Here is an 18,378-nt window from a genome sequence, read left to right as displayed (position 1 = left end):
CTTTTATAATCAGTGAATAAACATCAGGGCGAGTAAGAGTGGCAGCACCAGGCCAAATACAACCACCGGCCAGGTACTCGGACGCTTGCCTGCATGCATCTTCAGCAGGAACAGGCCCGTCACACAAAAAATCAGGCAGACCACGGCAAAGACATCAATAAACCAGTTCCAGGCAGTGCCGGTATTGCGACCTTTATGCAAGTCATTGAAATAGGCAATCCAGCCACGGCTGGTCAGCTCATATTCAATCTCGCCATTGTCCAAAGCAATGCGCAACCAAGCATCACCACCAGGGCGCGGCAAGCCTACATACACTTCTTCCGGCGACCATTCTGGTACCTGACCACTCAGCTTGATACCCAGGTCCTGCGCCAGCCAGTCGCTGACGTCGCCAGGTATGGGGGCATCATCAGTATTTTTCAAAGCGTTTAATTGCGACAACAAAGCCAGCGGCAGCTTGCCTTCTTTTTTGCTGACAACAGGGTGAGCTTCTATCTGTGCCGAGTGATTCAAGGTGATACCCGTGGCAGCAAACAGGATCATGGCAATCAGACAAAGTGCTGAGCTGATCCAATGCCATTGATGTAAATGGCGCAACCAGAAAGCCCTGCTTTGTTGTTGCGATAAATTGTCCGTACCGGATTGCATAAATTTATTCTTGCTCATTCTAAATGATAATTATTCTCAATTGTACATGGAGTCGTGCCGGAAAAGCAGCAGGAATTGTACATTTTTGTTTCCTGAATAAAGGCTAGTAGGCAATTTGGCAAGTCTTTGGTAAGTCTTTCATAAAGTCCGGCAAAGCTGCACGTGATAAACTTTTACCGATATCAACTTATATTTACCCCATATGAACGTCGTTATTCTTGCTGCAGGCATGGGCAAACGCATGCAGTCTTCCTTGCCCAAGGTTTTACATACCCTGGCAGGCAAGCCTTTGTTGAACCATGTGATTGCGACGGCGCGGCAACTCCAGGCCAGCAATATTTGTGTGATCTATGGCCACGGTGGCGAGCAGGTGCCAACGACTGTCGCTGCAGAAGACTTGCGCTTTGCATTGCAAGAACCACAACTGGGTACTGGCCACGCTGTCGCCCAGGCTTTGCCTGTGCTGGATGTCAACCAGCCTACCCTGGTCTTGTATGGCGACGTACCCTTGACTACCCCAGCCAGCCTGGCACGTCTGATCGCGGCGGCTGGCAAGGACAAGCTGGGCATCCTGACCGTGGACATGGCTGACCCTACCGGACTGGGTCGCATCGTCAGAGAGAGCGGCATCATCAAACGCATCGTCGAACAAAAAGACGCGAATGAGACTGAACGCAAGATCACAGAAACCAATACCGGCATCATGTCCATACCGACGGCACATCTGCAAAAGTGGCTGGGTAATTTATCCAACAAGAACGCCCAGGGTGAATATTATCTGACCGACATCGTTGCCCAGGCAGTGGCTGATGGCGTGGAAGTTGTCTCAGCCCAGCCCGACGCAGTATGGGAAACCCTGGGTGTCAACAGCAAGGTGCAACTGGCCGAGCTGGAGCGCACGCATCAAAAAAACATTGCCCTCAGATTGCTGGAACAAGGTGTGGGCCTGTATGACCCGGCGCGTATCGATGTACGTGGCAGCCTGCAATGCGGGCGTGACGTGTCTATCGATGTAGGTTGCGTCTTTATCGGTGATGTGCAACTGGAAGATGGCGTGACCATAGGCCCGAATTGCGTCATCAATAATGCACGCATAGCAGCAGGCAGCACCATCAAGGCCTTCTGCCATATAGAAGATGCCATCGTTGGCGCCAAATCACAGATAGGCCCTTACGCCAGATTGCGCCCGGGCACAGAGCTGGCAGAAGACGTGCATATCGGTAATTTTGTTGAAGTCAAAAACAGCCAGATCGCCGCGCACAGCAAGGCCAATCACCTGGCCTATATCGGTGACGCTACCATAGGCAGCCGCGTCAATATCGGCGCCGGTACGATTACCTGTAATTATGATGGCGTGAACAAATCCCGCACCATCATCGAGGACGATGCTTTCATCGGCAGCGATACGCAACTGGTAGCACCAGTGCGGGTAGGCAAGGGTGCGACGCTGGGGGCGGGTACGACACTGACCAAGGATGCACCGGAAGGCAAGCTCACCGTATCACGCGCAAAACAAATCACCATCGATGGCTGGCAGCGTCCAGTCAAAATCAAGAAGTAAACATTCACGGTGTAGTGGTCAGTTACGTCAGTCATATCGGCTGGCCGCTACACAGTAATACACATCAACAGATCAGGACAATGTTTGCAATAACTGCGCAGCTTTTGCGGACTGTGGCGCATTGTTTTTCAATATCTCATTCAGGTATTTTTTCGCTTCATCTGCACGGTTTTTTTCTGCTGCCAAAGTCGCCGCGCGCATCCATACCGCACCACGGAAATTCACATCAGTCTGTGCAAACTGCTGGGCATCGATAACATCTTTCAGCAACTGCTCACCTTTGTCATGACGATTCATGATTTTTGGCACAGCCAGGTAAGTGCTGGCAGCGACAAAGCGCACTTCCAGTGCCACAGGTACGCTGCCATGCATGGCCTGGCTGTTATTGGCCAGTTGCAAAGCCTGTTCCACCATCGCCGTACCATCTTCCAGTGCTGTCGTCTTTTCACCTTTGGCAAATTTATCCAGTGAAGACTTGGCGGTCGCGGCACCGGCATATGACATCAGCAAAGGATTGCCAGGTTCCTGTTGCAGCAGATTGTTAAAGGTACTGGCCGCCTGCAGGTTGGCTGTTCTGCTGGCATCTATTTCTGCTTGTGCCAGGGAATTGATGTAATCCTGGTTCAACCAGGCGCTGACTGCGTTGGCAACGTATTGCTCCTGGCTGATGCTGGAGGTACTTACCAGTTGTTTGACGGCAGTTTTGAATTCAGTTTCAGAAAAGGCCATGGCATTGCTGATGGACAGGGTAGCGATGCCTGCGGTAAGCAGCATGTTTTTGATCGTAGTTGTAGTAAAGAGGTTTTTCATGATGGACTCCAGTAAGTTAATAATCTGTGTGTTTGTTTGTGTGTTGTCTGGTACGGCAATGTCAGATTAAGGGCTGGTCGCGCAAGCTGCCACCGGTATGAGATCAGCGGCAGGAATCTGGTGTGAAGCCTGAAAAAACTGGCGTGAAATGAGTTCTGGCAAAACAGGAAATTTCTGTCTATGGTGTATGAAGGCTTCGGGAGGGCCTGTAGAGAGGCAATTTCGCAACAGTATGATGCCGGTTTGACAAGTGAGCCCGGCTTAGAAAGGCAACTGAAAGCTTGCACTCCTTAGCATGTGAACCGACCACATGACACGCATGTTGTCTGCAAAACAAAAAATTTCTATAGGAGAACACCGATGAAGAAGTTACTCGGCGCGGCCACGCTGGCATGCATGGCAACAGCAGCGCATGCGCAAACCAGTGTCACAATCTACGGCCTCATTGATGCCAACATCACTTACAACAACAATGCGGATGCCAACAAGGGCAGCCAGTTCAAGCTCAATAGTGGTGGTATGAATACTTCGCGTTTTGGTTTGCGCGGCAGTGAAGACCTGGGCGGCGGCTTGAAAGCCATCATGCAACTCGAAGGCGGCGTCTTGCTCGATACCGGTGCGTCTGATGGTGACATCTTTGGCCGTCAGGCCAATGTCGGCCTGCAAGGTGATTTTGGCCGCATCATTGCTGGCCGTTCTTACAGCACCACCTATGATTTCATCTTGCCATTTGACCCTATGGGTTATGCACCGCAATATTCCTGGGCAACTTCTGCCGGTGCCACCGGCAACCGCAAAGACGGCATGCTGACTGGTGTATCCAATTTGCTCAAGTACCAATATGACGGCAAAGGCTACAAACTCGGTGCAACCTATGGCTTTGGCGAAGTTGCGGGCAATACTTCAGGCAATGCCAAATACATTGTTGCTGCAAGCGCATTCGATGGCCCATGGGCTGCAGTCATCACTTACGAGCAAAACAATAGCGCACCGATAGCCAATGGTTCTTACGACCAGGCCAAAGTATTGCACCTGGGTGGCTCGTATGATTTTGGCCCTGCCAAAGTGTTTGCCGGCTACCGCAATTTCAAGAAAACCCTGGCGACAGGTGCGGCAGATCAGCGTAGTGATACATTGTGGCTCGGCGCTAATTATGCAGTTACACCTGCCTGGACTTTGACAGGTGTCTACTACTATCAGGACATCAAGAATGTTGCCTCAGGTGCAGATGCTGATCCTGGCATGCTGGTACTGCGTGCCAAGTATGCGATGTCGAAACGTACTGACATTTATATCGCTACTGGCTATGCCAAGGCCAGCAATAACAAGCTGACAGGTGTGTCACGTGATGATGCAGGTTTTGCGACGAACCAGACATCGGCGACAGTTGGTATCCAACACCGCTTTTAATCGTATGGTGCTATAAAATCAAAAGCCCTGAACTGCCAGACAGTTCAGGGCTTTTGTGCTTCGACGTGGCTCGTTCAGTGCGGCCTGACTTCTTTCTTCAAGGCTGCCATCGCCATTTTTTCAACCAGGCCTGGTGCTATCAGTTTCAGCCAGCGTCCCAGTTTGCCCTTGAAGCTCATGACCACTTCGCGGTCTCCACGTTCATAACCACGGATGATCAGTGATGCACATTCTTCTATCGACATGGCATCATCTTCTTTCAAACCACTCTTGCCCGCTGCCTCACCTGCCGCGTTATAACCGTTATAGCGTATCTGGGTAGCAACTACACCAGGATATGCCAGAGTCACCTTGACCCCGGCTTCTTTCAGTTCTGAACGCAGGCATTCAAAAAATCCGCCCATGGCAAACTTGCTGGCGCTATAGGCAGTGCGGCCAGGCACGCCGATCAGGCCAGCCAGTGAAGATACGGCGACGATGGCACCGCGTGATTTTTTGAGATGTGGCAGGGCAGCATGGGTACACCAGACACTGCCCCAGAAGTTGATGCGCATGAGCTCCTGATACCAGCCCAGGTTGTCTACTTCTTCCAGCAGCGCCTGGGCAGATTTGCCCGCGTTATTGATGAGTACATCAATGCTGCCAAATTGTTCTACTGCAGCTTCTATCAGATGGCGGCAATTTGCCTCTACGCTGACATCAGTCTTGACGACCAGTGAGACAGCGCCAAAGGCCTTGCATTCAGCAGCGACTTTCTTGAGTGCTTCTTCATTGCGTGCAGCCAGCACCAGTGCCAGGCTGGGGCCATATTTTTTAGCCAGTTGACGCGCGATTTCTGCTCCTATTCCATCTGAACTACCGGTAATGACAACAACCTTGTGTTTTGCCTTCATAGTTTATAGCTTTCATCCATGCGATCGAGTTTGCGTATCAGGGAAGGCCAGACAAAGGCGCCCCCCAGACCACCAGTCTGCACGCGCATGGCTTCAGACACCCCTTTGACGATGAGGGGATTGACATGAACCAGTTCCCCGCCAGCCTGCGCTGCCAGTTGTATCTGGCAAGTCGCTTCAAAGGTGTACATCGACAGGAAGGCATCAGCGATCGATTTGCCCGCTGTCAATAAACCATGATTGCGTAACATCAGGAAGTTAGCCTGTCCCATGTCAGCTTGCAAGCGCGGCTTTTCATCTTCCCTGAAGGCAACCCCTTCGTAATCATGATAAGCCAGTGATGCCAGCACAAAAGTCGATTGCTGCGACAGCGGTAGCACCCCACATTTTTGTGCGCTGACGGCAACGCCAGCTCGTGTATGTGTATGCAAAACACATTGCACATCTTCCCGCGCAGCATGCACGGCACTATGGATTACAAAGCCAGCCGGGTTCACTGGAAAGGGTGATTCAATCACCTTATTGCACTGCTGATCCACCTTCACCAGAGAGGACGCCGTGATTTCATCAAACATCAAGCCATAGGGGTTGATGAGGAAATGATGTTCAGGCCCGGGGATGCGCGCGCTGATGTGGGTAAACACCAGATCACTCCAGCCATAAGCGGCAACCAGACGATAACAGGCGGCCAGGTCAACGCGTAATTGCCATTCTTCTGCGCTGACCTGATCTTTGACTGAGGGTATATGCATAATGTCTCCAGTGTTGTTTTTATGTGACGTGGACTTACACAAAACCGCCCCAACTGCGTTGCAGCTCCTAGCCGTACTAAAGTACTGTCTTCGTCGCCACGGTGTAGTTGGGGTTTCAGACAACATGTTGTCTGCCAACTTAACGAACCGCTCCTGCAAGAGCGGTTTCCCACAGCGATAGCCTTGTTGGGACAATTTTGTGTAAGCCCTATTGATTATTACTTGTCGTTGTCGGCGCTGATGGCTGCTTTGTAGATCGTATTGCGCGGCTGGCTGAACAGCTTGGCCAGCATGGGTTCAAATTCCACCAGTGGGAAAGTCTCTGCATGCGCGTCAAAAGAAGGGTTGTCGTATAAGGCGCAAAATTCTGCCGTACGATCAAAATGCGGGTGTCCGCGAAATTGCTCGCGCATATCCCTGTCCATGCCTATGTGATGGAAAAAGTAATTACCCTGGAAGATCCCATGGTGCTGCACCATCCACAGGTTTTCTTCGCTGACAAAAGGTTTCAGGATGGCTGCAGCAATATCCGGATGGTTAAAAGATCCCAGGGTATCGCCTATGTCGTGCAATAGCGCGCAACAGACATATTCATCATCACGACCATCCCGCAAGGCGCGCGTGGCAGTTTGCAGTGAATGGGTAAAGCGGTCCACCGGGAAACCGCCATAGTCGCCCTCCAGCAGACGCAGATGTTGCATGACCCTGTCCGGCAATCCCTGGACAAAATGCCGGAACTCACCAGCTATGATTTGCCAGTCTTCCTGGGTGCTGTCCTCCATGCGGACAAATTGCGCGCGATGTTGCATTTGAATACTCCCTGATTAGGCGTAGTAGAGATATAACAGATATACCTTAAACGCAGTTTTCAACTCAAACTGTCAAATACTTTACAATTCATCTCAACTATTCATGCGAACGACTTATCTTTCATGGCATCACAAGCAAACTTGATGAGCATCTTGCTGGCCGATCCATGGTTTGCCAGCCTGCCTGCGACAGACCGTAAGACCATGTTAGTCTCTTGTGAACATTTGCGCTTGCGGCCTGGTGAAATGTTGTTTCGTCAGGGGGATGAGCCCAGTGGTTTTTATGCCCTGCTCAGCGGCAGCATCAAGATGTCTACCCTCAGTGCAGAGGGGCGCGAAGCCATACTGATCTTTCTGGAAGCGGCAACCTGGTTTGGTGAAATTTCTCTTATTGATGATTTACCGCGCACCCATGATGCAACAGCATTGACTGAGGTGGAGTTACTGGTGCTGGAGCCGCAAGTTTTTCGCAACCTCATGCAGCGCAATTCCTTTGCCACTGCAATTACACGCATGCTGGCAAGACGCATACGCTTGTTATATGGCATAGTCGAAGACGCGGGCCTGCGGTCGGTACGTGCCAGAGTGGCCCGTCGGCTGCTGTTGCTGGCCGAGGTGGCGTATCGTCAACAAGATGGTCACGCCATAGTACTGGTTACCCAGGAAGCGCTGGCCATGATGCTGGGGATGACGCGCCAGACTTTATCGAAAGAACTAAGATTTTTCAGGCAAGATGGTTTGATCAGGCTGGCTTATGGCAAGATAGAAATTCTTTCAGAAAGCAGTTTATTTGCTCTATGTGACAAAGAGTGACTTTTTGACCGTAATCGTGCTTGCCGTAAAGCATCATTATGCTCTATCGTGTACTGGTTCATGATCAAGGTGAGTCTTGATGAGTATGCTGACAAAGTGCCATGCTGTGCGTATCGTCCTGGTGTTGTTACTGAGCCAGCTCCCTTTGCATGCCCAGGCTGCCTGTTCACGTGTTATCAATGCACCTGTCACGTCGCTGGGCTTTAGCGTGATCGTCAATGGTGATAGCGTCACGGGTATTTATCCTGATATCTTTCGCAGTCTGTCTTCCAAAGAAACCTGTCAATTTCAATTTTCGGCAGTACCGCGTGCGCGCCTGGAAGTGATGTTTGAAAACGGCCAGGCCGATATATTGTTTCCTGCCATACGCACAGCAAAACGGGATGAGCTTGGCTTTTTCATCCCCTTGATCTATACGCGTGCCACCCTGATTTCATTGCAGTCTGCGCGCCCTGTCATACATAACCAGCAAGAATTGCTGGAACAAAAAAATCTGAAAGTTGTTGTCGTGCGTGGTTTTGACTACGGCGAGGCATATCAGGCCATCATTGCAGAATTACAAAAACAGGGCAGGCTGGTGGTCGAGGCCGATACCGTATCTGCAGCCCGGGTATTAAAAGCGGGGATAGCTGATTTTTCCATCATGGCGCCCTATATTTTTGCTGGTGCGGTGCAGGGGGATGTCAGGGTAGAAGACATGGCCGACAAACTCAGGTTTGACCCTCTGCCTGAATTACCCTGGAGCGACAGCGGCATCTACCTGTCAAAGAAAAGCCTGAGCCAGGATGACCGTAACGCCTTGCAGGAAATGATGGAACGCGCAGCCCGTTCAGGCGTGGTCTGGAAAGGTTTTTTACGCTACTACAAACCAGAAGTGCTGAAAGAAGGAAATCGCCCGCGTTAGACAAGCAGCAGTTGCTTGGAATGGTTAATGTATGAACATGAGTGGGCAAATATTGATGAGGTTTCAGATATATACAGCAGTATTCAGGGCAGTATTCTTTGCGGGACTGGTAGCATTTGCAGCACAGGCCCATGCTGCCTGTTCGCGCGCGATCAATGTACCCTTCGCCCCGACAGGGCGCAGTGTCATCATCAATGGCGAGCAGATTGACGGCATTTATCCCGACATGCTGCGTGGCCTGGTAGAAAAAGAAGCCTGCAAATTTACCTTGTCCGCCGTGCCCAGGGCCAGGCTGGAACTCCTGTTTGAAACCGGGCGGGCAGACCTGTTGATCCCCGCCAGCCGTACTCCCAAGCGAGATGAGCACGGCATTTTCATCCCCATGATCTATAACCGGGCCACGATTATTTCCATTGATGGCAATCGCCTCGCCATCACATCGGCACAAGACCTGCTTGATAAGAAAGACTTGAAAGTCGCCCTGGTGCGTGGTTTTGATTATGGCCCCGCCTATCAAGACCTGATCAGGGATCTGACCAGGCAGAAGCGCCTGTATTTTGATAGCGACCCCCTGTCCGTAGCACGTTTGCTCAAGGCAGGTATTGCCGACCTGACTATCATGGCACCTTCCATACTGGCCGGTGTCATCATGGATGATGTGCGTGTGCAGGACATGCTCGACAAGCTGCGTTTCGAACCTATTCCCGAGTTGCCATGGGGGGACAGCGGTGCCTATATTTCCAGGAAGTCATTGAGCCCGGAAGACACCGTTGCGCTGAAGGATTTGCTTGAACAAGTCGCCAAATCCGGGATGGTCTGGAAAGGCTTTCAGCGTTATTACCCTGCACATGTACTCAAGGAGAGCATACGCCCGCGCTGAACAGGCATGATTGAAAAAAACCTATAGAGCGATAGCGGTCTCAAATTTACTGCGCAAGATAGAAAAAAAACTACGCACATTACGCACATTCGCATGCGTCGCAAACAGCCTGTGTGCCAGCGCATGATAAGCCGCCATGTCCGCCACCTGTATCACCAGCACAAAATCCGGCCCCTGCGACACGCGGTAACATTGTTGCACCGCCCCTTCCTGCGCCACCAGTTGCTCAAACTCCACCAGCTTCTCCGTCGCCTGATGATCCAGCGTGATTTCGACGATGGCAGTCAGGCTCGCCCCCAGCTTGCTGGCATCCAGCAACGCTACCTGACGGCTGATGATGCCCTCATCTGTCAGCCGCTTGACGCGGCGCAGGCAGGTCGGTGCAGACGCGTGCACCCGCAAGGCCAGCTCATGATTGGTCAGCGAGGCATCTTTTTGCAATTGCTGCAAAATGCGTTTATCCAGTTCATCCAACTCATTGACAGTAAGCATGTGATTAATAATTCCAAATTATCTTATATATTGAAATAATAGTTCAAATATAAAATCGATGTTCTATAAATTTCAATAATATATTAATTTTGAAAGAAAATATCAAGCCATCTGCTTTAGCATGAACACATATTCATTCTTTATCAGAGGTCATTATGTGCGGTATCGTCGGCGCAGTTGCTCAACGCAATATCACCCCCGTCTTGCTTGAAGGCTTGAAGCGGCTTGAATACCGTGGCTATGACTCATGCGGCGTCGCCCTGCATGTAGATGGCCATCTGCAACGCTCACGCAGCACATCCCGCGTGGCCGACTTGCAGGCACAGATAGACCAGTCCGGCCTTGCCGGTTTCACGGGCATCGCCCACACCCGCTGGGCCACGCACGGCGCACCATCGTCATCGAATGCCCACCCGCATTTCTCACGTGACCGCATCGCCCTCGTGCACAACGGCATCATAGAAAACCATGAAGAACTGCGCGCAGAACTCACGCAAGCTGGCTACATCTTTGAAAGCCAGACCGACACCGAAGTCATCGCCCACCTGATAGACCACCTCTACCGCGGTGATTTGTTCGAGACCGTGCAAATCGCCATCAAGCGTTTGACAGGTGCATTTGCGATCGCCGTCTTCTGCCGCGACGAACCACACCGCGTCGTCGGTGCACGCCAGGGTTCCCCATTGATCGTCGGCGTAGGCCAGGGAGAAAACTTCCTCGCATCAGACGCCATGGCAATAGCAGGCACCACAGACCAGATTATCTATCTCGAAGAGGGTGATGTAGTAGACCTGCAATTGCAAAAAGTATGGATAGTCGATAGCGAAGGCAAGTCAGTCCAGCGCGAAGTGAAAACCGTACATGCCCACAGCGGCGCAGCAGAGCTGGGCCCTTACCGCCACTACATGCAAAAAGAAATCTTCGAGCAACCACGTGCGATTGCCGATACGCTAGAAGGTGTCATCAGCATCATGCCCGAACTGTTTGGTGACGGTGCCTACAAAGTCTTCAAGCAGATAGACTCAGTCCTGATACTCGCCTGTGGCACCAGCTATTACGCAGGCTTGACTGCCAAATACTGGATAGAAGCAATAGCAAAAATCCCCGTCAATGTAGAAATCGCCAGCGAATACCGCTACCGCGAAAGCGTGCCCAACCCCAATTCACTGGTCGTCACCATCTCGCAAAGTGGTGAGACAGCAGACACCCTGGCCGCACTGAAACATGCGCGCAGCCTCGGCATGCAGCACACACTCACAGTCTGCAATGTCGCCACCAGCGCCATGGTGCGTGAATGTGCATTGTCATACATCACCCACGCCGGGGTAGAAGTGGGCGTGGCATCCACCAAGGCATTCACCACACAACTGGCAGCACTCTTCCTGCTGGCGCTGTCGCTCGCACAAAGCAAAGGCCGCCTCAGCGAAACTGACGAAGCGGAGCACATACGCGCCCTGCGCCACCTGCCCGTCGCCATCAGCGCCGTGCTGGCACTCGAACCGCAAATCATCTCCTGGGCAGAAGAATTCGCCCGCAAAGAAAACGCACTCTTCCTCGGTCGCGGCCTGCATTACCCCATCGCCCTCGAAGGCGCATTAAAACTCAAAGAGATTTCCTATATCCACGCCGAAGCTTACCCAGCCGGTGAACTCAAACACGGCCCACTGGCCCTGGTCACCAAGGAAATGCCCGTCGTCACCGTCGCCCCCAACGACACCCTGATAGAAAAACTCAAGTCCAACATGCAGGAAGTCCGCGCCCGCGGCGGCGAACTCTACGTCTTCGCCGACGCCGACTCCCGCATCACCTCCAGCGAAGGCGTACACGTCATCCGCCTGCCAGAACACTACGGCCAACTGTCACCCATACTGCACGTAGTGCCACTGCAATTGCTGGCTTATCACACAGCACTGGCGCGGGGGACTGATGTCGATAAGCCACGTAACCTGGCAAAAAGTGTAACGGTTGAATAAGGACAGCGTGAGTCAGTGACTAGAGTAAATAAAGTTGGTCGGAAGTTTGCTTCAGTGAGCAGCAAACGGCTGGTTGCTTGCATCGAGCTCACTCATGTAGAGTGAGCTCTTCCAATCAGCTGCTTTCGGTCAGCGGCAAATGCTCAGAATATGTTCTGAATCGGGCATCTGGACAGTTTGCAGTGCTGATGGGATTGTCTTGCCGGGGCGGCATATTTGACAAAATATTAAAATCTTAATACGCTGAACGCTCGTTCAGATTAAAAGCAAGATTGGAATTCCTCAATGATTAATAGCAACCAGCCTATGGCCGAAAGCCAGAGCAACGATGAAGTCGCGCTTGTCGTCCCCACCTTTTACATAGTCTCCCGAAAAAAACTGGCGATACTGTATATAGCGACGCTTGGTATGTATGCAGTCTATTGGTTCTATAAGAATTGGAGCAACTACAAGAACCGCATATCGGATAATTTCGATGACGACCGCTCGATCTGGCCGGTGCCACGTGGGATATTCGCCATCTTTTTCACACATGCCTTGTTCCGCGAAGTCAAAGCCTATGGCCACGATAAAGCGACGGTGGCCGAATGGAATAACGAATCGCAAGCAACAAAGCTGGTGTTGACCATGATCTTATCGAACGTGCTTGATCGTTTGAGTTATCGTTCCATCGGCTCGCCCTACACGGACGTCGTGGCACTCTTGATTCTAGCGCCATTGCTCGCCCAATTTCTTAGTGCACAGCAAATGATTAATGATAGCTGTGGAGATCCCAATGGCGAAAGCAATAGCCGTTTCACAAACGCGAATTGCGCATGGATCGTTCTAGGTCTGCTAATTTGGATACTCGTCATTTTCGGTATTTTCATGCCCAGCTAGTCGTGTGCTGCTCCTGTCGCACAGATGAGCGATCCCTTAGCCAACTTGCTCGACATACTGCGGTAACCAAATTTATTCACTGTAGTCAGTCATCAGAATACAGTGAATAATTTTGCAGTATAAGCAATCAGCCTGCATACCCCAAACGTGGCCTTTATCGCTAACCGCAAAATTCCTGGAGAAAGCAAATCATGGCAAAGTACCTCATTTCATTCCCCAGCGCTGCAATGAAAGTACCCGACAGTGAGATGGAGACAGTAGGGCGAGACGCCCATGCCGTGATACGCGAGACTAAGGAAGCAGGCGTCTACGTTTTCGCCGGTGGCATTGATGAAACAGCGCCACCCGTTCTGGTATCAGCCGATGGCGCAGTCGCTGAGAGTGGTTACCCGTGGGCACCTCCACTCAATGGTGGATTCACGGTACTTGAGCTTCCCTCAAGAGAGGACGCCATCACCTGGGCCGCACGTCTCGCTAAAGCCTGTCGCTGTGATCAGGAACTTAGGGTGTTTGGGTTTGATCCGGAGTCGTGATAATCTGATTACAATCTTTAGGGAGCGTGCGTCAACGGGGGCAGTGCAATATAAAGCTCAGCGCAAGAAACGGGATCTACTCTAGTACATGAGTATTTTGAGCAGCGCATGAGACCTAATCACGTACACACATTAAGACCGCAAACAGGTTCTTAGACGCCTGAATCTAAGAAGTTTCGCGTATCTAGCAGATAGGCAAGGTGCTATCCTTATCGTCACCAGCCGAGTTCGGCTAAGAGCAATCCCTACTGGAGCACAATCTCATGTCTAACATTGCAAAATTCGGCCTTAGCACTCCCTACGACTTGTACGAGAAGCTAAAATACGACGCCCAATTGCTGTTGCGACAGCGGGAAGAGAATGCTGAGGAACACCGCCTGGAAGAGTTTGAAGCGTTCAATTTCTTCGTGACAGCATGGCATCTCTACAAGGATTGGTTGCAAGGCGTGAGCAAAGATAAACCTAAGCATTCGCTTCAAAAAATTCAAAAGGCGGCTTCGGAATTTAGGGAGATCAAAGATGTCATTAGGAACATTGCCAATGGCAGCAAGCATTTCGAGTTGAATGAACCTGCGAAGGTCGTCTTGGGTGATCGTGAAATTAGCTCTGTTTATTCATGGTTTTTCGGACCTCAATTTACCATTGATACGAAATCGTTTCATTTTTTGATGTACGAGTTGGTGGATATAATAATGGCTTACTTTGAATGGATTTTCGACGACTCAAAGCAGGTAGTTGTGCCATTAGAGATACTTGAGAAGCTGAAAAAAGCGCGTGAACTTCGTACTGAACGAAAGAAATACACCTCAATTAAATGATTCTGATATGACTAATTCTGCTGCTTCTGTACCAGTCGCAACTTCGGCGTGGATGATATATGTGCCGGTAATTTGCGCCCTTATTGCTTCATCCGTAACGATTATAGGTATCGTCCTAAATAACTATTTTGCTCGTAAACACAAGAAGGAAGAGCAAGCGCATGCGATTAAAAAGGAAATATTTTTAGGATTTGCCGAATACATTTCCAATTCAATGGCGCTACTGCAAGCTGTGGCAGATCCGAATTCAGACGTCCAGACAGTGCTTTCCAAGTACAGTGAGCAGGCCGGAGTTATAGGGAAAATGTACGTAGTTGCTGAACCAAATCTGTTGCTAGAAGCGAGGGCTCTAGTAACAGAACTAGAGACATATGGTTCTGAATTGGTGGCAATGCGTCGAGGAATGGATAAAATTAATTTAAAGGTCGCCAACTTAAAAGAGTCGCATACTGAAACTTCACAAGCTCTCGACAATCTGAATGAGCATCGCCTATCGCTCTTTAGGTCCGGAACAATTCCGGCAGAGAGTGTTCAGTCAGCCCATCAATGGGAGTGCGATTTCATCATGAAGCGATTAGATGAACTTACTGACACGCTCTATAAAGTAGAAATTGAGGCATATCAATCTGCATTAAGTCTTTTTGAAATAGGTGTCATTGCCTCTCAACAGGTGGAGGAGAAGACATTTATTGTGCTGCGATTAATAAAGGAACAATTGAGAATTCCACATCAAGCTTTCAATTACGAAGAAGCGGTCAAAGCACAGCATAAAAAGAGGAGCGAATCTGCGAAGAAGCTAGTCCAAATACGAAAGGAGGCTACGGCTAAGAGCTAACGTCTTAAATATGTCGCTTCAGATTTGCACGGCCGTAGTGGGACTTCAGAAAAGTAGACTTATTCGTTTGTTAGCAAAGATCACACTCGATCATATTGATCCACCTCTTATATCTTGACGAGGCTCGCTAGAACCTATCTCGTCCCACTCAAATTTCAGTTTTTTCAGACATAGATATTTTTTCTCGACGCCGTTGCTTACGATTTTTATTAATTTCAGTCTTAAGCCAGATAGAAAACTGTAGCGCATATTTATCTATGGAATTCGATGTGGTTTTTTGTAAGTATTTACTTACTTGTTGGTTCAATCATCGAAGAGGTTTTATTTTTACCCTTGATTTTCGGATCGACGATGGCCGAAAGATAATTGGTCTTTTTTTGCAAGCACATTGTTCAGTTGATTTTGGTTTTGACTCCGCTGAGTTCTTCGTTGCGCCGAATAAATATCCCACAATTGTTCCAGCGAGAGTGAACATCGCGGTAAAGCCTTTGTCAAAAATCTGCTTACCCGAACCTTCTTCTCCACCAACGTAATAAAGAACAGACACGAAGACGAAAAGCATCGTAATACCGGTGAAGGTGGCCGCAGCAAAGCGCAATTTTCGGGCTTCGAGATCGGCACTTTCTGGCGTCTTCAAGATGACCCAAGCACCTACAATCATGACAGTAACAAGAGATACCAGTGCAAGATAGATGAGTGGGTCAAGTTCATTTTTCATACTTCGCTCTCTTCATTTGTTTGTTTTATTATTTGGTTAGCATAACTACGTGATTGGCAAATATGTTTTGCTAAAAATCGCTGCAAAGGCTTCAGAGGAAGCAAGGCAGTGCACAGTCGAAAAAAAATTAAGTCCGGTCGGTCAATCTTCGTGCTGAGCTCACTCTAATTCCACACTAACTATTCAGTCAACTTGACAATTAAACATTAACAATTGTTTTCAAAATTGCATGTGAAGTAACTAATGATTATGGATTTAGTGAGTTTAGCAGTGGTTTTGAGCGGAGTGCGCCGAACGGTTTATTCGCATCAATTCAGGCTTAGGCATGCGGCTGGTCAACAACCTATGCTGTATGGCTAAAACAACGGATAATACCGCCTACACGCTTTCGTACACTATTTTGGAACTCCCCCCATGGAAATTAAGGTTAACTTTCTCGATAAGCTTCGTCTTGAAGCCAAGTTCGATGATTTTACGGTAGTGGCTGATCAGCCTATCCGTTACAAGGGGGATGGTTCTGCGCCTGGTCCTTTTGATTACTTTCTGGCTTCGTCGGCCTTGTGTGCGGCTTATTTTGTGAAGTTGTATTGCAATACGCGCAATATTCCTACTGAAAATATCCGGCTGTCGCAGAATAATATTGTTGATCCTGAAAACCGTTACGCGCAGATTTTCAAGATACAGGTGGAGTTGCCTGCGGATATTTCTGCCAAGGACCGTGAAGGTATTTTGCGTTCCATCGACCGTTGCACGGTCAAAAAAGTGGTGCAGGCGGGGCCGGAGTTTGTGATTGAAGAGGTCGAGAACCTGGATGCTGATGCGCAGGCTTTGCTGACCTTGAACCCTTCTGCCGATGCGGCGACCTATATCCTGGGCAAGGATTTGCCGCTGGAGCAGACCATTGCCAATATGTCTGGCTTGCTGGCGGGGCTGGGTATCAAGATAGAGATTGCTTCGTGGCGCAATATTATTCCTAATGTGTGGTCGCTGCATATACGCGATGCGCATTCGCCCATGTGTTTTACCAATGGCAAGGGCGCGACCAAGGAAAGCGCGCTGGCGTCGGCCCTGGGTGAGTATATCGAGCGCCTGAGTTGCAACCATTTTTATGCGGGTTCGTTCTGGGGTGAAGATATCGCCAATGCGGCCTTTGTACATTACCCGGAAGAGCGCTGGTTCAAGCCTGGCAAAAAAGATGCACTGCCTAAAGATATTCTGGATGAGTATAGTCTGGAGATTTACAACCCCGATGGCGAACTGCGTGGTTCGCATTTGGTGGATACCAATTCTGGCAATGCAGAGCGTGGTATCTGCTCGTTGCCTTATGTGCGTCAGTCAGATGGCGAGGTCGTTTATTTTCCATCCAATCTCATCGAAAACCTTTTTGCCAGCAATGGCATGAGTGCCGGTAATACGCTGGCTGAAGCGCAGGTGCAATGTCTGTCCGAGATTTTTGAACGTGCCGTCAAACGTGAAATCCTCGAAGGCGAAATCGCCTTGCCGGATGTGCCGCAAGACGTGCTGGCGAAATATCCTGGCATTTTGGCTGGCATACAGGGTCTGGAAGAACAGGGCTTCCCTGTGCTGGTGAAAGATGCGTCGCTGGGTGGTCAATACCCTGTCATGTGCGTGACCCTGATGAATCCGCGCACGGGTGGTGTGTTTGCCTCTTTCGGTGCGCACCCCAGCCTGGAAGTGGCGCTGGAACGCAGCCTGACAGAATTGCTGCAAGGCCGCAGTTTTGAAGGCCTCAATGATTTGCCTCAGCCTACTTTTGTCAGTAATGCGGTGACGGAGCCAAATAATTTTGTTGAACACTTCATCGATTCCAGCGGCATGGTGTCGTGGCGCTTCTTTAGTGCCAAGGCTGATTACGAATTTGTTGAGTGGGATTTTTCAGGCCAGGGCGAAAATTCCAATGCAGATGAAGCCGCGACCCTGTTCGGCATACTCAAGGAGATGGGCAAAGAAGTTTACATGGCGGTGTACGATCATCTGGGTGCTACCGCATGCCGGATACTGGTGCCGGGTTATTCCGAGGTTTATCCGGTAGAAGACCTGATCTGGGATAACACCAACAAGGCCTTGTTGTTCCGCGCTGATATCCTGAATTTGCATACGCTGGACGATGAGCAACTGGAAGACTTGCTGGAGCGTCTTGAGAATAATGAGCTGGACGAGTACAGCGACATCGCCACCCTGATAGGCATAGAGTTTGACGAGAACACGATCTGGGGCCAGCTCACGGTTGTGGAATTGAAGTTGCTGATCAATCTCGCTTTACAGGACTTTGAAGAGGCGAAAGAACTGGTCGAAACCTTCCTGCAATACAACGACAACACGGTTGATCGCGGCTTGTTTTATCAGGCCTTGAATGTAGTGCTGGAAGTGACGCTGGATGACGATCTGGAACTGGATGATTACGTCGTCAACTTCCGCCGCATGTTTGGCAACGAGCGTATGGATGCAGTATTGGGATCAGTCGATGGCAGCGTGCGCTTCTATGGCCTGACACCAACCAGCATGAAACTGGAAGGGCTGGAAAGACACCAGCGCCTCATCGACAGCCACAAGAAATTGCATGTGGCGCGCAGCAAGGCTGCTGCATCCCAGTAAATGAGAAAATCACGCATGCACAACTCGGTGCATG

General features: G+C 50.1%; 18 protein-coding genes. 11 read left to right on the top strand and 7 right to left on the bottom strand.

The features are described from left to right. Positions 1-9: 9 nt before the first annotated feature. Positions 10-648, bottom strand: a complete 639-nt coding sequence (locus AC07OI_RS00675; protein ID WP_495255959.1) for a PepSY-associated TM helix domain-containing protein — start codon at positions 646-648, stop codon at positions 10-12. A 202-nt stretch (positions 649-850) separates the two neighbouring features. On the opposite strand from AC07OI_RS00675, the gene glmU reads away from it, so the two are divergent. Continuing rightward, positions 851-2,209: a bifunctional UDP-N-acetylglucosamine diphosphorylase/glucosamine-1-phosphate N-acetyltransferase GlmU gene (glmU, locus tag AC07OI_RS00670; RefSeq protein ID WP_495255958.1), complete on the top strand. Its 1,359-nt coding sequence runs from the start codon at positions 851-853 to the stop codon at positions 2,207-2,209. Between the two features lie 72 nt (positions 2,210-2,281). Here the strand turns inward: glmU and AC07OI_RS00665 are convergent, their stop codons facing one another. Next, complete coding sequence (locus AC07OI_RS00665; protein WP_495255957.1) at positions 2,282-3,019, bottom strand: hypothetical protein; 738 nt, start codon at positions 3,017-3,019, stop codon at positions 2,282-2,284. 360 nt (positions 3,020-3,379) lie between these two features. Here AC07OI_RS00665 and AC07OI_RS00660 point away from each other — a divergent pair, with 360 nt between their 5' ends. Continuing rightward, positions 3,380-4,429: a porin gene (locus AC07OI_RS00660; protein WP_492703744.1), complete on the top strand. Its 1,050-nt coding sequence runs from the start codon at positions 3,380-3,382 to the stop codon at positions 4,427-4,429. A 74-nt stretch (positions 4,430-4,503) separates the two neighbouring features. On the opposite strand, the gene AC07OI_RS00655 is transcribed toward AC07OI_RS00660, so the two are convergent. From AC07OI_RS00655 to AC07OI_RS00645, 3 genes are all read right to left on the bottom strand, one after another. Continuing rightward, the gene (locus AC07OI_RS00655; protein ID WP_495255956.1) at positions 4,504-5,322 is read right to left on the bottom strand and encodes an SDR family oxidoreductase; all 819 of its coding nucleotides are present in this window, start codon (positions 5,320-5,322) and stop codon (positions 4,504-4,506) included. Next, positions 5,319-6,074, bottom strand: coding sequence for a class II aldolase/adducin family protein (locus AC07OI_RS00650; protein ID WP_495255955.1), 756 nt, complete (start codon positions 6,072-6,074; stop codon positions 5,319-5,321). The genes AC07OI_RS00655 and AC07OI_RS00650 overlap by 4 nt, the downstream gene beginning before the upstream one ends. Before the next feature lie 218 nt (positions 6,075-6,292). Further along, the gene (locus AC07OI_RS00645) at positions 6,293-6,883 is read right to left on the bottom strand and encodes an HD domain-containing protein (protein ID WP_495255954.1); all 591 of its coding nucleotides are present in this window, start codon (positions 6,881-6,883) and stop codon (positions 6,293-6,295) included. Positions 6,884-7,027: 144 nt separating this feature from the next. Between AC07OI_RS00645 and AC07OI_RS00640 the strand changes: the two genes are divergently transcribed. The 3 genes from AC07OI_RS00640 to AC07OI_RS00630 all read left to right on the top strand — a co-directional run bounded on the left by AC07OI_RS00640 (position 7,028) and on the right by AC07OI_RS00630 (position 9,480). Continuing rightward, positions 7,028-7,696, top strand: coding sequence for a Crp/Fnr family transcriptional regulator (locus tag AC07OI_RS00640; protein WP_495255953.1), 669 nt, complete (start codon positions 7,028-7,030; stop codon positions 7,694-7,696). Positions 7,697-7,775: 79 nt separating this feature from the next. Then, positions 7,776-8,600, top strand: coding sequence for a substrate-binding periplasmic protein (locus tag AC07OI_RS00635; protein ID WP_495255952.1), 825 nt, complete (start codon positions 7,776-7,778; stop codon positions 8,598-8,600). Between the two features lie 55 nt (positions 8,601-8,655). Next, positions 8,656-9,480 (top strand): substrate-binding periplasmic protein, encoded by an 825-nt coding sequence (locus AC07OI_RS00630; RefSeq protein ID WP_495255951.1) that lies wholly within the window; start codon positions 8,656-8,658, stop codon positions 9,478-9,480. A gap of 21 nt (positions 9,481-9,501) precedes the next feature. Here the strand turns inward: AC07OI_RS00630 and AC07OI_RS00625 are convergent, their stop codons facing one another. Then, on the bottom strand, positions 9,502-9,972 hold the full coding sequence (locus AC07OI_RS00625) for an Lrp/AsnC family transcriptional regulator (RefSeq protein WP_492703737.1): 471 nt from the start codon (positions 9,970-9,972) through the stop codon (positions 9,502-9,504). A 155-nt stretch (positions 9,973-10,127) separates the two neighbouring features. Here AC07OI_RS00625 and glmS point away from each other — a divergent pair, with 155 nt between their 5' ends. From glmS to AC07OI_RS00600, 5 genes are all read left to right on the top strand, one after another. Next, entirely contained in the window at positions 10,128-11,945 is a 1,818-nt protein-coding gene (glmS, locus tag AC07OI_RS00620) for a glutamine--fructose-6-phosphate transaminase (isomerizing) (RefSeq protein WP_495255950.1), read from the top strand. A 285-nt stretch (positions 11,946-12,230) separates the two neighbouring features. Then, positions 12,231-12,824, top strand: coding sequence for a hypothetical protein (locus AC07OI_RS00615; RefSeq protein ID WP_495255949.1), 594 nt, complete (start codon positions 12,231-12,233; stop codon positions 12,822-12,824). Positions 12,825-13,015: 191 nt separating this feature from the next. Next, positions 13,016-13,357, top strand: coding sequence for a YciI family protein (locus tag AC07OI_RS00610; protein ID WP_495255948.1), 342 nt, complete (start codon positions 13,016-13,018; stop codon positions 13,355-13,357). Positions 13,358-13,620: 263 nt separating this feature from the next. Continuing rightward, complete coding sequence (locus tag AC07OI_RS00605; protein ID WP_495255947.1) at positions 13,621-14,175, top strand: hypothetical protein; 555 nt, start codon at positions 13,621-13,623, stop codon at positions 14,173-14,175. Then, positions 14,132-15,010 carry a hypothetical protein gene (locus tag AC07OI_RS00600; RefSeq protein ID WP_495255946.1) on the top strand — a complete coding sequence of 293 codons (879 nt, stop codon included), beginning with the start codon at positions 14,132-14,134 and terminating at the stop codon, positions 15,008-15,010. Before AC07OI_RS00605 ends, AC07OI_RS00600 begins: the two co-directional genes overlap by 44 nt. A gap of 307 nt (positions 15,011-15,317) precedes the next feature. Here AC07OI_RS00600 and AC07OI_RS00595 read toward each other — a convergent pair whose 3' ends face one another. Next, positions 15,318-15,728 carry a hypothetical protein gene (locus tag AC07OI_RS00595; protein WP_495255945.1) on the bottom strand — a complete coding sequence of 137 codons (411 nt, stop codon included), beginning with the start codon at positions 15,726-15,728 and terminating at the stop codon, positions 15,318-15,320. Between the two features lie 414 nt (positions 15,729-16,142). Between AC07OI_RS00595 and AC07OI_RS00590 the strand changes: the two genes are divergently transcribed. Next, positions 16,143-18,344, top strand: a complete 2,202-nt coding sequence (locus tag AC07OI_RS00590; RefSeq protein WP_495255944.1) for an OsmC domain/YcaO domain-containing protein — start codon at positions 16,143-16,145, stop codon at positions 18,342-18,344. The last annotated feature ends 34 nt before the right edge of the window (positions 18,345-18,378 follow it).

The organism is Undibacterium sp. GW821-FHT07F11 (assembly GCF_059418665.1).
This window is presented reverse-complemented; position numbering and strand designations above follow the sequence as displayed.

Excerpts from the sequence above, each read along its gene's own strand:
- AC07OI_RS00675 (WP_495255959.1), bottom strand. The coding sequence starts at position 648 with ATGCAATCCGGTACGGACAATTTATCGCAACAACAAAGCAGGGCTTTC.
- glmU (WP_495255958.1), top strand. The coding sequence starts at position 851 with ATGAACGTCGTTATTCTTGCTGCAGGCATGGGCAAACGCATGCAGTCT.
- AC07OI_RS00665 (WP_495255957.1), bottom strand. The coding sequence starts at position 3,019 with ATGAAAAACCTCTTTACTACAACTACGATCAAAAACATGCTGCTTACC.
- AC07OI_RS00660 (WP_492703744.1), top strand. The coding sequence starts at position 3,380 with ATGAAGAAGTTACTCGGCGCGGCCACGCTGGCATGCATGGCAACAGCA.
- AC07OI_RS00655 (WP_495255956.1), bottom strand. The coding sequence starts at position 5,322 with ATGAAGGCAAAACACAAGGTTGTTGTCATTACCGGTAGTTCAGATGGA.
- AC07OI_RS00650 (WP_495255955.1), bottom strand. The coding sequence starts at position 6,074 with ATGCATATACCCTCAGTCAAAGATCAGGTCAGCGCAGAAGAATGGCAA.
- AC07OI_RS00645 (WP_495255954.1), bottom strand. The coding sequence starts at position 6,883 with ATGCAACATCGCGCGCAATTTGTCCGCATGGAGGACAGCACCCAGGAA.
- AC07OI_RS00640 (WP_495255953.1), top strand. The coding sequence starts at position 7,028 with ATGAGCATCTTGCTGGCCGATCCATGGTTTGCCAGCCTGCCTGCGACA.
- AC07OI_RS00635 (WP_495255952.1), top strand. The coding sequence starts at position 7,776 with ATGAGTATGCTGACAAAGTGCCATGCTGTGCGTATCGTCCTGGTGTTG.
- AC07OI_RS00630 (WP_495255951.1), top strand. The coding sequence starts at position 8,656 with ATGAGGTTTCAGATATATACAGCAGTATTCAGGGCAGTATTCTTTGCG.
- AC07OI_RS00625 (WP_492703737.1), bottom strand. The coding sequence starts at position 9,972 with ATGCTTACTGTCAATGAGTTGGATGAACTGGATAAACGCATTTTGCAG.
- glmS (WP_495255950.1), top strand. The coding sequence starts at position 10,128 with ATGTGCGGTATCGTCGGCGCAGTTGCTCAACGCAATATCACCCCCGTC.
- AC07OI_RS00615 (WP_495255949.1), top strand. The coding sequence starts at position 12,231 with ATGATTAATAGCAACCAGCCTATGGCCGAAAGCCAGAGCAACGATGAA.
- AC07OI_RS00610 (WP_495255948.1), top strand. The coding sequence starts at position 13,016 with ATGGCAAAGTACCTCATTTCATTCCCCAGCGCTGCAATGAAAGTACCC.
- AC07OI_RS00605 (WP_495255947.1), top strand. The coding sequence starts at position 13,621 with ATGTCTAACATTGCAAAATTCGGCCTTAGCACTCCCTACGACTTGTAC.
- AC07OI_RS00595 (WP_495255945.1), bottom strand. The coding sequence starts at position 15,728 with ATGAAAAATGAACTTGACCCACTCATCTATCTTGCACTGGTATCTCTT.
- AC07OI_RS00590 (WP_495255944.1), top strand. The coding sequence starts at position 16,143 with ATGGAAATTAAGGTTAACTTTCTCGATAAGCTTCGTCTTGAAGCCAAG.